The 14499-nt window shown below is 64.1% G+C and carries 18 protein-coding genes; 9 read left to right on the top strand and 9 right to left on the bottom strand.

The window, feature by feature from the left end:
- Positions 1-266: 266 nt before the first annotated feature.
- The 5 genes from ccmA to AC0NID_RS06675 all read left to right on the top strand — a co-directional run bounded on the left by ccmA (position 267) and on the right by AC0NID_RS06675 (position 3484).
- Positions 267-869, top strand: a complete 603-nt coding sequence (gene ccmA, locus AC0NID_RS06655; protein WP_473452019.1) for a heme ABC exporter ATP-binding protein CcmA — start codon at positions 267-269, stop codon at positions 867-869.
- 10 nt (positions 870-879) lie between these two features.
- Positions 880-1545: a heme exporter protein CcmB gene (ccmB, locus tag AC0NID_RS06660; RefSeq protein ID WP_473452021.1), complete on the top strand. Its 666-nt coding sequence runs from the start codon at positions 880-882 to the stop codon at positions 1543-1545.
- A 137-nt stretch (positions 1546-1682) separates the two neighbouring features.
- Positions 1683-1850, top strand: coding sequence for a heme exporter protein CcmD (gene ccmD / locus AC0NID_RS06665; RefSeq protein WP_473452023.1), 168 nt, complete (start codon positions 1683-1685; stop codon positions 1848-1850).
- Positions 1847-2425: a DsbE family thiol:disulfide interchange protein gene (locus tag AC0NID_RS06670; protein WP_473452025.1), complete on the top strand. Its 579-nt coding sequence runs from the start codon at positions 1847-1849 to the stop codon at positions 2423-2425. Before ccmD ends, AC0NID_RS06670 begins: the two co-directional genes overlap by 4 nt.
- Before the next feature lie 15 nt (positions 2426-2440).
- Positions 2441-3484, top strand: a complete 1044-nt coding sequence (locus AC0NID_RS06675) for a DUF2332 domain-containing protein (RefSeq protein WP_473452026.1) — start codon at positions 2441-2443, stop codon at positions 3482-3484.
- Between the two features lie 94 nt (positions 3485-3578).
- On the opposite strand, the gene AC0NID_RS06680 is transcribed toward AC0NID_RS06675, so the two are convergent.
- Positions 3579-3746 (bottom strand): hypothetical protein, encoded by a 168-nt coding sequence (locus AC0NID_RS06680; protein WP_473452028.1) that lies wholly within the window; start codon positions 3744-3746, stop codon positions 3579-3581.
- Positions 3747-4040: 294 nt separating this feature from the next.
- Between AC0NID_RS06680 and AC0NID_RS06685 the strand changes: the two genes are divergently transcribed.
- Positions 4041-4958 carry an SMP-30/gluconolactonase/LRE family protein gene (locus AC0NID_RS06685; protein WP_473452029.1) on the top strand — a complete coding sequence of 306 codons (918 nt, stop codon included), beginning with the start codon at positions 4041-4043 and terminating at the stop codon, positions 4956-4958.
- Between the two features lie 33 nt (positions 4959-4991).
- Positions 4992-5201: a tautomerase family protein gene (locus tag AC0NID_RS06690; protein WP_473452031.1), complete on the top strand. Its 210-nt coding sequence runs from the start codon at positions 4992-4994 to the stop codon at positions 5199-5201.
- Positions 5202-5307: 106 nt separating this feature from the next.
- Here AC0NID_RS06690 and AC0NID_RS06695 read toward each other — a convergent pair whose 3' ends face one another.
- From AC0NID_RS06695 to AC0NID_RS06725, 7 genes are all read right to left on the bottom strand, one after another.
- Positions 5308-5928 (bottom strand): pyridoxamine 5'-phosphate oxidase family protein, encoded by a 621-nt coding sequence (locus AC0NID_RS06695; RefSeq protein ID WP_473452033.1) that lies wholly within the window; start codon positions 5926-5928, stop codon positions 5308-5310.
- Positions 5929-5944: 16 nt separating this feature from the next.
- A complete protein-coding gene (locus tag AC0NID_RS06700) occupies positions 5945-6619 on the bottom strand; it encodes a septation protein A (protein ID WP_473452034.1) in 675 nt (224 codons plus the stop codon).
- Between the two features lie 61 nt (positions 6620-6680).
- A complete protein-coding gene (ftsY, locus tag AC0NID_RS06705; protein WP_473452036.1) occupies positions 6681-8366 on the bottom strand; it encodes a signal recognition particle-docking protein FtsY in 1686 nt (561 codons plus the stop codon).
- A gap of 11 nt (positions 8367-8377) precedes the next feature.
- Complete coding sequence (mtaB, locus tag AC0NID_RS06710) at positions 8378-9661, bottom strand: tRNA (N(6)-L-threonylcarbamoyladenosine(37)-C(2))-methylthiotransferase MtaB (RefSeq protein WP_473452639.1); 1284 nt, start codon at positions 9659-9661, stop codon at positions 8378-8380.
- A gap of 17 nt (positions 9662-9678) precedes the next feature.
- Positions 9679-10563, bottom strand: a complete 885-nt coding sequence (gene dapF / locus AC0NID_RS06715; RefSeq protein WP_473452038.1) for a diaminopimelate epimerase — start codon at positions 10561-10563, stop codon at positions 9679-9681.
- A 72-nt stretch (positions 10564-10635) separates the two neighbouring features.
- Complete coding sequence (locus AC0NID_RS06720) at positions 10636-10797, bottom strand: DUF1328 family protein (RefSeq protein ID WP_040987840.1); 162 nt, start codon at positions 10795-10797, stop codon at positions 10636-10638.
- Between the two features lie 98 nt (positions 10798-10895).
- A complete protein-coding gene (locus AC0NID_RS06725; RefSeq protein ID WP_473452040.1) occupies positions 10896-11936 on the bottom strand; it encodes an MBL fold metallo-hydrolase in 1041 nt (346 codons plus the stop codon).
- A 263-nt stretch (positions 11937-12199) separates the two neighbouring features.
- On the opposite strand from AC0NID_RS06725, the gene AC0NID_RS06730 reads away from it, so the two are divergent.
- Both AC0NID_RS06730 and zapE read left to right on the top strand, forming a co-directional pair.
- A complete protein-coding gene (locus tag AC0NID_RS06730) occupies positions 12200-12748 on the top strand; it encodes an AprI/Inh family metalloprotease inhibitor (protein ID WP_473452042.1) in 549 nt (182 codons plus the stop codon).
- An 88-nt stretch (positions 12749-12836) separates the two neighbouring features.
- The gene (zapE, locus tag AC0NID_RS06735) at positions 12837-14027 is read left to right on the top strand and encodes a cell division protein ZapE (RefSeq protein WP_473452043.1); all 1191 of its coding nucleotides are present in this window, start codon (positions 12837-12839) and stop codon (positions 14025-14027) included.
- A gap of 86 nt (positions 14028-14113) precedes the next feature.
- Here the strand turns inward: zapE and AC0NID_RS06740 are convergent, their stop codons facing one another.
- Entirely contained in the window at positions 14114-14395 is a 282-nt protein-coding gene (locus tag AC0NID_RS06740; RefSeq protein WP_473452044.1) for a GNAT family N-acetyltransferase, read from the bottom strand.
- Between the last annotated feature and the right edge of the window lie 104 nt (positions 14396-14499).

The raw sequence follows: 14499 nt of genomic DNA on the forward strand, positions 1-14499 counted from the left end.
TGTTCAGCCTGAAAGGGAACGGACGCCGATGGCATGCAATCACGCGCAAAGGTGCGGGTACGGCCATTTCCGCTGTCCGTTCCCAGCCAACCCGAGCCGTTCAAGGCGGCGCGTGCGCTGGTTCGGCGCTAATTTTGTTCCCGTGCCGACCGCTGGCACGGATGACCCGCATATAGAGAATTTCCTGGAATAGTTCTAGACACGGAATCGCCATTTTTGTTGCGGCGCACCGAAGCCGCGCTTGGACTTTCGGCGAAGGGGAACGAATGAGGCTGATCGCCGAAAATCTGGGCGGTGAACGCGGTGGCGAGACGGTTTTTTCCGCCATCGGCTTTGCCCTCGAAAAAGGCCAGGCGCTGATCGTCACCGGGCCGAACGGCGTGGGGAAATCGACGTTGCTCAGGGTCGTCGCCGGGCTGCTGCCCGTGGCGGCAGGCCGTTTGCTTATCGAAGGCGGGCTCGCGGATTTTCCGTCGGTTGCCTCAGCCTGCCATTATCTCGGCCACCAGAACGCGATGAAGACGGCACTGAGCGTGGTGGAAAATCTGCGCTTCTGGCGCGGTTTTGCGGGCGCGGATTTCTTGAGCGCCGAAGAGGCGCTGGAAACGGTTGGGTTGGATGGTATCGGTCATCTGCCGTTCGGTTATCTCTCCACCGGGCAACGCCGCCGCGCGGCGATTGCAAAACTGCTGGTCAGCCGGCGCCCGCTGTGGCTGCTCGACGAGCCGACGGCCGGCCTGGACAAGGCTTCGGAAGGGCGATTCGCCGCCTTGATGGCGCAGCATTGCGGGGAAGGCGGGATCATCATTGCGGCAACGCATTTGCCGCTGGGGATCGAGGGCGCTCAAGAATTGAGGATGACTGGGTAATGTCGGCATCATGCTAGCCCTCTTCCTGCGCGACATCCGCCTTTCCATCCGTGCCGGCGGCGGGGCGCTGACCGGTGTGATCTTCTTTCTCGCGGTGATCGCCACGATCCCCTTCGGCGTCGGGCCGGACCTCAATCTGCTCGCCCGCATCGGCCCGGCAATCCTGTGGATCGGCGCCTTGCTCGCTTGCCTGCTCGGTCTCGACCGATTGTTCCAGGCCGACCGGGAAGACGGCTCGCTCGACCTGCTGGTGCTCGGCGACGACCGGCACATGCTGGCGCTGACCGTGCTGACGAAATGCCTGGCGCACTGGGCGGGAAGCGTGCTGCCGCTGGTGATCGCGGCGCCCTTGCTCGGCCTGTTCATGAACATGGAGCCGATCGGCATCGGCGCCACGGCGCTGACCCTTTTGGTCGGCACGCCGGCGATCACCTTCATCGGCGCTGCCGGTGCGGCAGTGGCAGTCGCGCTGCCGCGCGGCGGGCTGCTGATCTCGGTGCTGGTGCTGCCGCTGACTATTCCCGTGCTGATCTTCGGGGTCTCCGCAAGTTATGGCGCGGTAGCGGACCCCGATCCGTTCCTGCAGCCCTTCCTCATTCTTGCCGCGCTGACCTTGTTTCTTGCCGTGCTGGGGCCGGTCGCCGCGGCGCTGGCGCTGCGCCATGGGGCGGACTAAATTAGACAGCCACTGACGTCAAAGGCTGCGGCGCTGCTGTCGATTGCGAAGCCGATGGCGCAAGGGTAAGGGGAAGGCATGTTCGAACGAAGCGGAACGGTCCGGTTGAAAGGTTTTGCGCCGGCGGAGCGACCCATATGAGCGTACACGCTCTTTATGTCGCCGCTGCCTATGCCATCACGGCCGTAGCTCTGGCCGGGCTGATCGGCTGGATCCTGTTCGACCAACGGGCGCGCAGACGAGATCTTGCCGAGTTGGAAGCGTCCGGCGTGCGACGTCGCTCTGACAAGGCAGGAAAGCCATGAGCATGGAAACGGAAACGCCGGTGCGCGGGCGGCGCCTGATCGTGCTTTTGCCGCTGCTGATTTTCCTCGGGCTGGCGGGACTGTTCCTGACGCAGCTATTGTCCGGTCGCGACACTTCGGAAGTGCCATCGGCGCTGATCGGCCTGCCGGCACCGCAGACCAATCTGCCGGCGCTCGAGGGCATGAATTTGCCGGGGCTCGATTCCAGGCAGTTCGCCGGCAAGGTCACGCTGGTCAACGTCTTCGCGTCGTGGTGCGGGCCATGCCGCGACGAACATCCGGTGCTGCTGGCGCTGTCGCAGGACAAGCGCTTCGTCATCGCCGCGCTCAACTACAAGGACCAGCCGGAAAACGCCCGCCGGTTCCTCGGCGATCTCGGCAATCCGTTCCAGGCGATCGGTGTCGACGCGGCGGGCCGGGCGGCGATCGACTGGGGCGTCTACGGCGTGCCGGAAACCTTCGTCATCGGCAAGGACAGCAAGATCGCCTACAAGCATGTCGGTCCGCTGACGCCAGGTTCCGCACAGACGCTGCTTTTGCCGGAGATCGAGAAAGCACTGGCCGTGCCCGGCTGAGGCTCCGGAAACGCGATGGACGAACGCGACATCCGCGATCATTTTCTGGCGCAGGCGAAAGCCTGCGATGGACTTGGTTCGCCTTTCACCGCGAATTTATGCCGTGCGCTGGCCAAGGTTCTCGACGCCAGCACCAGGACCGGGCAGGCGGTGCTCGGCTGGTCGGGCGACGCGCGCGCCGACGCGCTGGCATTGCGGCTCTGCGGTGCGCTGCATGCGTTGGTCCTGACGGGCGCCGGTGAGCGACTGGCGCGACTCTATCCGCCCAACCAGACTAGCGAATCCGAGATCGCGGCGGAGCTGCCGGAGGCAATTGCGCGATCCGACGAGCGGATCGTCGCTGGCCTCGCCGGCGCACCGCAGACCAATGAAATCGCCCGGTCGGCGATGCTGCTGCCTGGATTTCTGACGGTCGCGCGGGAAACTGGTCTGCCGCTGGACCTGTGCGAGATCGGCGCCAGCGCCGGGCTCAATCTGCTGTTGGACCGCTTTCACTTCCGCTACGGCGATGCCGAGTGGGGCGACCCGGCCTCCCCCGTCCGGTTGGCGCCGGAGGCGCGCGGCCTCGCCGTTCCACTCGATGGAGCGATCGACGTGCGCTATCGCGCCGGCTGCGACATCGCGCCGATCGATCTCGCCGACACCGCCGCGCGGCTACGGCTTCGGTCTTACGTCTGGGCCGATCAGGCGGCGCGGCTGGCTCGGCTCGACGCCGCGCTGTCACTTGCCGAAAAATTTCCACCGCCGCTTGTCAAAGCGGATGCAGCGGAATTTGTTGGGGAGGCACTGGCCGCACGGCAGCCGGGCGGCGCCTTCGTGCTCTATCATTCTATCATGTGGCAATATCTGTCGCGGGCGACCAAGGATACCATCACCGCCATGCTGGAGCAGGCGGGCAGACAGGCCACGGCCGCTGCGCCCATCGCCAGGTTGACGATGGAGCCGGGCGATCCCGCAAACAACTGGGCGGTACTCAGCCTCACGCTATGGCCGGGCGGCGAGACGCGCCGCCTGGCCCATTGCGATTACCACGGCCGCTGGATCGAGTGGATCGGCTAAGCCCGATCGAGCGTACTATTTTACGCATGATCTTGTCCGAAAAGTCTGCAGCCTTTTGCTGCGCTCACCTTCGATTCGGTATCATGCGCCGAACTCAGCCGTAGATCTGCTTGTGGACCTGATAGAGCATTTCGCTGCGGTCGGCGCGCATATCGGCCAGATCGCGGCTGGAGAAACTGTCGATTTCGGCGACGAGGCGGTTGTATTGCCGGCGCTTGTCGATGCTGGCGCGAGCGCGGCTCATGAGGCTGTCGAGGATCATGGCGAGGTTCCTTGTGCGCCGCATTGTTGCGGCAGGTTGTTCCTCCCTTGATCGATACGCAGCATGACATAGTTATGGTGCGTTGCAAAAAGAAGATGTTGCAACGCACCATTGCGCTGGGCGCATAGCCGGTTAACGCGCATGACTTGGTCATTCTTGGCAAGGCGGCGTTTGCCGCGGGGTCGCCTCGATGCCTCAAGATGCGGTGAGAGTGATATCAACGATCTTGCCATATCGTCCGTCGGCTGGCTTGATCGCGTCGGCACCAGCGATTTGCATGACCGGGAGGAAACCATGGCCGCCGAAGACTACTACGAGATTCTCGATCCGCGTTTTGCGCGGCTGTTCAACAGCAACGCGCAGGTGGAAATGCTGTTCACCGGATGCCGGTGGGCGGAAGGGCCGGCCTGGTTCGCGGCCGGCCGCTATGTGATCTGGTCCGACATCCCCAACAACCGCATGCTACGCTACGACGAGACCGACGGCAGCGTCAGCGTGTTCCGGCAGCCGTCCGGCAATTCCAACGGCAACACCGTCGATCGGCAGGGCCGGCTGGTCAGCTGCGAGCATTCGGGCCGCCGCGTCAGCCGCACCGAGCACGACGGCTCGATCACCACCATCGCCGACAGATGGCGCGGCAAGCGGCTGAACTCGCCCAACGACGCGGTGGTGAAGTCCGACGGGTCGATCTGGTTCACCGACCCGACCTACGGCATCGATACGGATTACGAGGGCGACAAGGCCGAAAGCGAGATCGGCGCCTGCCATGTCTACCGGGTCGACCCCGGCACCGGCGAGATCGAAGCGGTGATCACCGACATGGTCAGGCCCAATGGGCTCGCCTTCTCGCTAGACGAGAGCAAGCTCTACGTCGTCGACACCGGCCGCACGCATGGCGCTGAGAATCCGGCGCATATGCGGGTGTTCAATGTCGACGGGGGCGGCAAGGTCTCCGGCGAAAAAGTCTTCGCCGATTGCACGGCCGGCCTGTTCGACGGTTTCAGGCTCGACGACCAGGGGCGCATCTGGACCAGTGCAGCCGACGGCATCCATTGCTACGATCCGGACGGAACGCTGATCGGCAAGATCAAGGTGCCGGAAGTCGTCGCCAATTGCGTGTTCGGCGGCGATAAGCTGAACTGCCTCTACATCGCCGGCACGACCTCGCTCTACATGGTCCGGCTGATGGTCAACGGCGCAAAGACCTACTGAGCGATTGCCAGGCAACATCCTAGGGAGGACGCCATGCCATTCGTTAACATCCGCATCGTCAAGGAGGTGATCGCCGACGACCCAGCCGCCAAGAAAGCCGCCATCGCTGCCCAGGTGACGGCGGCCATTACCGGCGCCACCGGCCTGACCAGCAACGACGTCTGGGTGGTTTTCGAGGAGGTCAATGCGCGCGATTGGTTCGTCGGCGAGACCGATGTCGAGACGCGGCGCGGAAAGAGCTGAAAGAGGCTTCCGTCGCGTCCCTAAAATGGTTGCGGCGCGGCCGCTCGGCGGACACCGATGAACTCGGCGAAAGCCGAGGGATTTCGACGTGCCATGTCCCAAAAAGCTACCACATGGTGTGTTTGTATTCTTCGTCCAGCCAGCGGTCGGTCGCTTCGGCCGAATCGGCGAGCGCCAGCTGGTCGCGCAGGATCTGGCCGAGTGTCGGCAGCGTCGCGCGGTCGTACCAGGTTTCGGGCTTCCACAAATCGGAGCGCATGAAGGCCTTGGCGCAATGCATGTAGGCCGCCTTGACCGTCACCAGGACGACGCTTTGCGGTTCCTTACCGTCGACGGCGAGCCGCTCGCGCAAAGCCGCATCGACGGTGATGCGGGCGTCGCCGTTGACGCGCAGCGTCTCGTTCATGCCTGGAATGAGGAAGAGCAGCCCGATCGATGGGTTGAGGAGGATGTTCTCCAGCGTGTCCAGCCGGTTGTTGCCGGGGCGGTCGGGGATGGCGATGGTCCTTTCGTCGAGCACGACGGCGAAGCCCGGTCTGTCGCCCTTCGGCGTCACATCGGCATTGCCGGCGCCGTCGGAGGAGCCGATCAGCACGAAGGGGCTCTTGCCGATGAAAGAGCGGCAGTGACCGTCCAGCGCCCTTAGCTCCTTGCGGATCGAGCCGTCGGTCGGCCGGGGCGTCTTGTAGATCGTTCTCAGCTCTTCGCGCGTGGTGACGAATTCCATGCCCTCTCCCTCACGGTTACTTGCCGGCCTTCTCTTCTTTTCCGGTCTTGCCTTCCAGCGAATGGCGCATGATCAGCGGCATCTGGCTGAAGGTGAAAAGAAGCGTGATCGGCATGATGCCCCAGACCTTGAAGGTAACCCAAGCGTCGGTGGAAAAATTCCGCCAGACCACCTCGTTGACAAGGGCTAGAAATAGGAAAAACAGACCCCAGCGGAGGGTGAGTTTCTTCCAGCCCTCGGCATCGAGGCTGAACGCCGAATCGAAGACGTAGCCGAGCAGCGACTTGCCGAAGAACAGGCCGCCGAGCAGCACGCCGCCGAACAGCGTGTTGACGATGGTCGGCTTCATCTTGATGAAGATGTCGTCCTGCAGGTAGAGCGTCAGCGCGCCGAAGACGAAGACGACGACGCCCGATACCATCGGCATAATCGGCAAGGTGCGGGTGAGCAGCCAGGAAGCCACCAGCGCGATCGCCGTCGCGGCCATGAACAGGCCGGTGGCGACGAAGATCGGCCCGCCGAATTCGGCCAGCGCCGGAAATTTCTGCGCCAGCCATTCGCCGCGCGCGTTGGCAAAGAAGAACACCAGCAGTGGGCCGAGCTCCAGCATCAGCTTGAGCAGCGGATTGACGCCTTCCCTTTTCTGCTTCTGTGGATCGGACGGGTCGCGTTCGAGGATGGGCGGGTTCATAGGCTTCCTTCTTGCACATGATCCTATTCAAATGAGTTGCAACTCTTGGGGACCACGCTTGTTACGCCACTCCAGCGATTGCCTTGGCGAATTCGCTTGCGGAGAATGGTTCGAGGTCGTCGACCTGCTCGCCGACGCCGATGAAATAGACCGGCAGTTTGTGCTTTGCCGCAATCGCCACCAGAATACCGCCGCGCGCCGTGCCGTCCAGCTTGGTCATCACCAGGCCGTTGACGCCGGCGACGTTGCGGAAGATCTCGACCTGGTTGAGCGCGTTCTGGCCGGTGGTGGCGTCGACCGTCTGCAGCACGGTGTGCGGCGCCTCCGGGTCGAGCTTGCCCAGAACCCGCACGATCTTTTCCAGTTCCGCCATCAGTTCGGTCTTGTTCTGCAGTCGCCCGGCTGTGTCGACGATCAGCACGTCGGAACCGGCCTGTTTGGCCTGTTCGAAGGCGTCGTAGGCGAGGCCTGCCGCATCGGCGCCAAGCTTCGAGGCGACGACTGGCGACTTGGTGCGCTCGCCCCAGATCTTCAACTGCTCTATTGCCGCGGCGCGGAACGTGTCGCCGGCGGCGAGCATCACCGACAGCCCGCCGTCGGTGAGCTTTGCCGCCAGCTTGCCGATGGTCGTGGTCTTGCCGGTGCCGTTGACGCCGACGACCAGGATGACATGCGGCTTGTGGCTGAGGTCGAGCTCCAGCGGCATCGCGACATGGGTCAGCACCTTCTCCACTTCGGTCGCCATGATGGCGCGAACTTCCGTCTCGGAGACATCCTTGCCGTAGCGGCTGGCGGCCAGCGAATCGGTGATGCGCAATGCCGTCTCCATGCCAAGATCGGCACGGATCAGCACGTCCTCCAGATCCTGCAGCGTGTCCTCGTCGAGCTTGCGCTTGGTGAAGACGCCGGCGATGTTGCCGGACAGTTCCCGGGAAGAGCGGGCGAGCCCCTCCTTCATGCGCTGGAACCAGGAGCGTTTCGGTGCCGGTTCCGGCGCCTTCTGCGGCTCGGCTTTCTGCTCGACTTTCTTGGTGACCGTCACCTTGCCGGGGGCGGGAGCAGGTTTTGGCTCCGGTTGCGGTACGGCGTGAGGTTCGGGCGCGATCTCGTCGAGGATCGGCTGCGTTTCGACCGGCGCGGGCTGGCGAATGGGGGGCGCTATTTCGGCCGGCGGCGCTGCAGGCTCCGGTGCTGTCGAGGGAGCCTCGGCGGGCGCGGCGGTATCTCGCAGAGGTTCGCGCTGCTCCTCACCCCGTGGAGAGGGGGGCGCCATTGATGACGGAAGCTCGGCCTGGACGATCTCTGGCTGCGTCGGCTCTGGCTCTGGAGTTTCCGGTTCTGGTGCAGGAACTGGCTCAGGGCTGACGGCAGCGGCGGCCGGGATCTCTTCGATTTCCGGCTCCGGCGGCTGCAGCTCCTCGACCGGAGCAGGCTCTGTCTGGATTTCAGGCTCGGGCTTCGGCTCCTCGACTGGAGCAGGCTCCGGCTGTACCTCCGGCTCGGGCGCAATGGTCGGCGCAGGCTCCTTGACGGGCGCCGGTCGCGGCGCGGCCTCCGGCTCGACAGCCGGTGCGGCTTCCGCCTCCGGCTCCTCGTGCTTCAGCAATTCCGGAACGGCCCGCTCGGCGGCTGGCTTCAGCGCCTCCAGCGCATCCCATTTGATCGGCGGCAGCGGTGCTGACTCGTCGATCCGCTCCTCGACTTCCTTCTTGCCGAACGAAAATATCTTCTTGAAAAAACCAGCCATGTTCTTGCGTCTCAGGCGGCGCGGGCGGCAAGCGGCGCCGCGATCAGGCGGGCGCCGTCATGGCCGGCGATATCAGCCTCGACGATTTCGCCCGGCGCGCCCGCGGAGACCTGGGCAAGCGTGAAGCCTTCGGTGCGGCCGAGCCCTTCGCGCTCGACCAGGATCGACTGGCGCGACCCGGTGAGCGAGGAAAGGTGGCTATGATAGGCGGCGTCGCCGACCGCGCGCAGCCGTGCCGCGCGCTGCTTGACCACCTCGCGGCGAAGCTGCGGCATGCGCGCGGCGGGCGTGCCTTCGCGCGGCGAAAAAGGGAAGACGTGGAGATGCGTCAACCCGCATTCCTCGACGATCTTCAGCGAATTCTCGAACATGGCGTCCGTCTCGGTCGGGAAGCCGGCGATGATGTCGGCGCCGAAGACGATGCCGGAGCGTAATTTGCGCACATCCTTGCAAAAACGGATCGACTGATCCCGGTTGTGCCGGCGCTTCATCCGCTTCAGGATCATGTCGTCGCCCGCCTGCAACGACAGATGCAGATGCGGCATCAGCCTGGGCTCGGTGGCGATGGCCTCGAGCAAGTCGTCATCGGCTTCGATCGAATCGATGGAGGAGAGGCGCAGGCGTTTTACGTCGGGCACCTGCTTCAGGATTGCCTTGACCAATTTGCCTAGTTTCGGGCTGCCAGGCAGGTCGGCGCCGAAACTGGTCATGTCGACGCCGGTCAGCACGATCTCGGCATAGCCATTGCCGCTCAGCCGCTTGACCTGCTCGACCACGGCGCCCATCGGCACCGAGCGCGAATTGCCGCGGCCGTAGGGGATGATGCAGAAGGTGCAGCGATGGTCGCAGCCGTTCTGCACCTGGACGAAGGCCCGCGCCCGGCCCTCGATGGCGTCGACCATATGGCCGGCCGTCTCGCGTACCGAAAAGATATCGTTGACGCGGGCCTTTTCGGTGTCGTTGACGCCGAAATCCGGCAGCGCGCGATAGGAATGTGCTCTCAGCTTCTCCTCATTGCCGAGCACGAGATCGACTTCGTCCATGGCGACGAAATTCTCTGGCTCGATCTGCGCGGCGCAGCCGGTGACGATGATACGGGCAGTCGGGTTCTCGCGGCGAGCCTTCCTGATCGACTGTTTTGCCTGGCGAACCGCCTCGCCGGTGACGGCGCAGGTGTTGAAGATGATGGCGCCGCCTTCCAGCGCGCCAAGGCCGGCGCTTTCCGCCTCGCTGCGCATCACCTCGGATTCGTAGGTGTTCAGCCGGCAGCCGAAGGTGACGACGTCAACCCCCATCTTGGGCGAAGCGGGCATCAGGCGGCGCTTTCGCTGTCGCGGGCCCACATGCCGGTCGACGGATCGAAGCTGCCGGAAAATTCCCATTCCGCGGCACCGGTTAGGATGACGTGGTCGTCGCCGCGCCATTCGACATGCAAGGAGCCGCCGCCGGGCGTCACCAGAGAGACGCTGCGTCCGGTCCGCCTAGTGCGAGCGGCAGCAACGACGGCGGCACAAGCGGCCGAGCCGCAGGCCTTGGTCAGGCCGGCGCCGCGCTCCCAGGTGCGGATGACCATCGTCTCGGGCGAGGTCACCCGCGCAATGGTGATATTGGCGCGTTCGGGGAAGATCGGGTGGTTTTCGAGCAGGGGGCCGAAACGGTCGAGCTCGTAGGACCAGACGTCGCGGTCGACCCAGAAGATGGCATGCGGATTGCCCATCGAGACGGCCGACGGCGAATGCAGCTCCGGCGCGTCGATCGGGCCGACCTGCAGCTCGATCATGCGGGTATCGCGGAATTCCTCGGCCAGCGGAATGTCCTGCCAGCCGAAACGCGGCTTGCCCATGTCGACCGAGATCAGCCCGTCGGCATGTTCTTCGGCGTTTAGGATGCCGGCGACGGTCTCAAAGGCGAACGCCTTCTGGCCGGTCTCGGCGGCAAGCGCCTGCACCACGCAGCGCATGCCGTTGCCGCAGGCCTGCGCGCCGGTTCCGTCGGAATTCAGGATGTCGATGAAAAAGGCCGTGCCCGGCGTCCTGGCGTCGTGGATCGCCATGATCTGATCGAATTTCGTGGCAGCATCGCCATTGAGCGCAATGGCGGCAGCTGGCGTCACTCGATCGGCGCGACCGCGCATGTCGGCAACGATGATCTCGTTGCCGATGCCGTTCATCTTGGCGAAGGGGGCAGTACTTGCCATCGATCGAAAGGTCTCATGCCGGTTTGCCGCCTATATGGCGGATAGCGGCTGAAATTACCAGTGCGGCCGCGTCTACGTCACCGCGAATACACCAAGCACGATTAGCAGGAAGATGATCAGTACGATGCCGATGAGAATACGGGCGCCGGTGGCGGCGGCTCCGGCCAATGCCGGCATGCCGAGCAGGCTGGCCGCGGCCGCGATGATCAGAAGAATGATGATCCATTTGATCATTAGAAAAACCTCGCAGCCGACAAGTTTGGATGCCCCACCAACGCATCCACGATGCCCTGGGTTCCGCCTATGCGTTCCGCTTCCCGGACGTTGGTCGCTTAGACCGCCGGCACGTCCCATACCTCGCCGGGACGCAAGGCGCGAAAGCGTTCGCGCGGAACACCTTGCTCGTCGAGAGCCTCGCCAAGCTTTCTGGCCGGCTCGTCGATCGGCTCATTGGTGAGCCGGAACGTGCCCCAATGGCAGCCGGCGGCGTGGGCGGCGTTGCACAAAAGCATACCCTGCACCGCCTCCTCCGGGTTCTGGTGGTGTGGCGCCATGAACCAGCGCGGCTCGTACGCGCCGATCGGGAGGACGGCGAGACGGAAGCCGCCGTGCCTTTCGGCCATCAGCCGGTAGTTAATGCCGTCGTGGAAGCCGGTGTCGCCGGCGAAGTAGACCTTTCCGCCCGGCGTCTCGACCACAAAACCCGCCCACAGCGCCATGCGCCGGTCGCGGGTGCCGCGCGCCGACCAGTGATGCACCGGCTCGACATGGACGGCGACGCCGCCGCCGAAATCGACCCGGTCGCCCCAGTCATGTACGGAGAGCCGCATGCCGGGAAGGACATCGTCGATGATGGCGTCGTTGCCGAGCGGCGTCAGCACCACCGGGTCGTGCTTGGTCTTCAGCCGCTTCAGCGTGGCGAGATCGAGATGGTCGTAGTGGTTGTGGCTGACCAATACAAGGTCGATCGGCGGCAGGTTGGAAAAGGCGATTCCCGGCGGATTGACCCGTTTCGGCCCGGCAAAGGAGAGCGGAGAAACGCGCCGCGACCAGACCGGGTCGGTGAGGATGCTCAGGCCGGCTGTCTGGATGAGCAGCGAGGAATGGCCGACCATGGTGGGCCTCAATCCCGAGCCGTCGATCCGCTCAGCCGGTTTCGCCTGCGGAAACGGACTTGGATTCGCCGCCGGCCATTTCGCGCGTTCGCCGCCCAACTGCCACTTCAAGAGATCGGAAAAACGGCCAGGCGGCTTGCCGTCGGGATTGAAGAACAAGGTGCCGTCGAAATGATCGCTGGGCGGGCCGCTGTAGTAGCGATTGGCGGCTCTTTTTCTCGCAGCCAAAGTTTCGCCTCCGGCAGGGTTCCGTTTCATCAGAGATAGGGCTTGCGCCGGCCGGCGCAAGCGTTTGGCGACCGGAATGCCAAGGGCACCTGTCCAGGCAAACCGCTGCGCAGGCTCGGGGTCAAGCCCGACTGGCAGGCTTTGGGCGGCATGCAGTTTGTGATAAAGTTGCAACAGATGCTGCTGCAAATAGTATTTTAACCATATCGGGTTGAAATTTCGCCACCTTCTCCATCTTGGTGGGGGAGAGATTGTGTGGCCGCAGCCCCAGCCGGATCCCACGGAGGTTTGAAATGAATTTTTCGAAGACCGGTCTGCTGGCCGTATCGCTTGCCGCGCTCGTTGCGAGCGGCTGCTCAACCTCACGGTTCTCGTCGATGGACCAGGACCAGCCGGCGCCGCTGCAAGCTGCGCCCTCCGGCAAGGTGACGGGAAATCAGTTGCCGCCGCCGGCAGCGCCTGGCACAGCCGACCCGTCGAAATTCCCGACGGCGCCACAAGGCACGCTCGATCCTCAGGTCGCCTCGCTGCCGCCGGACGGGACGGCTCCGGCCGGAGCCCCGGATCTTACCGCAGGCAGCGTCGCCGGCGTGTGGAAGGCCAGCGTGTCCGGCCAGAGCTGCCAGGTGGCGACGCCGCAGACCAAATTCGGTGCCGGCTATAGGGCTGGACCGCTGCATTGCCCGGCGCCGATCGACGGCATCAAATCCTGGAACGTCGCCGGCAAGCAGTTGACCCTGTACGACGAGAATGGCGGTACGCTGGCACGGCTCTATTCCTCGGGCGGAGAGAAATTCGACGGCCAGACTTCCAATGGCCTGCCAATCTCGCTTACAAGGTAGGCTGACCGCCCCTTATTTGTTTTTACGCAATTCCGGACGGAAAACCGCTACACACTTTTCCCGGAATTGCTCTAGAACGACGTGACCGATGCATCTGCGTGACGGCCTTCAGACCCATGCGACCGTCCGGCAGCGCTACGACCATTTGGTCGATACGGGCCTGATTGGCCGCGATCCGGCGCAGGAGCGGATCACTGCTGACCTCGACCGGCTGATCGATGAGATTTCGGCAAAGCGGTTGGCGCACAAATCGAGCGCGCTAGGGTGGCTGTTCGCGCGCAAGCGCGAGGTCAAGGGCCTCTACATCCACGGCGGCGTCGGCCGCGGCAAGACCATGCTGATGGACATGTTCTTCGAGCTGGTGCCGGTCAGGCGCAAGCGCCGTGTGCATTTCAACGACTTCATGGCCGATGTGCAGGATCGCATCCAGAAGCACCGGCAGGCGCGTAAAGAGGGCACCGTCAGGGAAGACGACCCGATCGCGCCAGTGGCGCGCGCGCTGGCTGAGGAAGCCTGGGTACTGTGTTTCGACGAGTTTTCCGTCACCGACATCGCCGACGCGATGATCCTGTCGCGGCTGTTTTCGGCGCTGTTTGCCAACGGCGTCGTGCTGGTCGCCACCTCCAATGTCGCGCCGGAAGATCTCTACCGCGACGGGTTGAACCGCAAGCTTTTCCTACCCTTCATCGGCATCCTGGAGCGGCATGCGCAGGTGCTGGCGCTGGACGCCGACAAGGACTACCGGCTGGACAAGCTCAGCCGCATGCCGGTCTATGTTACCCCCGCAGATGGCGCGGCCGATGCCGCCCTCGACGAGGCGTGGAACGTGATGACGCATGGCAGGCCGACGGCCGAGGCAGCGCTGACGGTAAAGGGTCGACAGGTCGTCGTGCCGCGTGCCGCCGGCGAAGCGGCGCGGTTTTCCTTTGCCGATCTCTGCGAAAAACCGCTCGGCGCCCGCGATTTCCTGGCGATTGCCAACCGCTTCTCGACCATCTTCATCGACCGTGTGCCGGTGCTCGGCGAAGGCAGCCGCAACGAGGCAAAGCGCTTCATCCTGCTGATCGACACGCTCTACGACCATTATGTGCGGCTGGTGATGAGCGCCGCTGCACCGCCGCCGCAGCTTTATACGGCCAGGCGCGGCAACGAGGTCTTCGAGTTCGAGCGCACGGCGTCACGGCTGATCGAGATGCAGAGCCACGAATGGCTGGAGGACTGGGCGGAACGGCAGAGGGCGAGGGCGACGCCGGCGGAAGCGCAGCAGGTTCGGGCTTAGCCACCATGCGTTCGTCATGCTAGGGTCTTCGCGACGTCGCTTCGCTCCTGCTCCGCCCTAGGATGACGAAGGTGGAGTGGTTTCGGCTAACCTCTGAGCTCATAAACATAAATCACAAACTCCTCCGCTTCGCCATGCGGCTCCTTGCCCGCCTCGTAAAGCGCGCGCGCCGCAACATTGCCCGGCTCGGTGCCGACCCAGGCCTCCTTGCAGCCATGCTCGCGGCCGAGCTCAAATATGGCGTCGAGCATTCTCGTCGCGATGCCCTGGCGCCGAAAGGCCGACGCCACGCCGACTTCATCGATGTAGAGTTCGCTCACCTTGTCCGGATGGCGGTGGATGACGGCCGCGCACTGCCCGACGACCATGTCACTGAAAAGCGCCGCGATCGTGAAATGACCTGGCGAGCGAGATAGGCGGAAAGGCGGTCTGGCCTCACCGGTTCGTCGACGCCGCTCGGCGACCGGTCACA

Source organism: Mesorhizobium sp. WSM4821, from assembly GCF_055901555.1.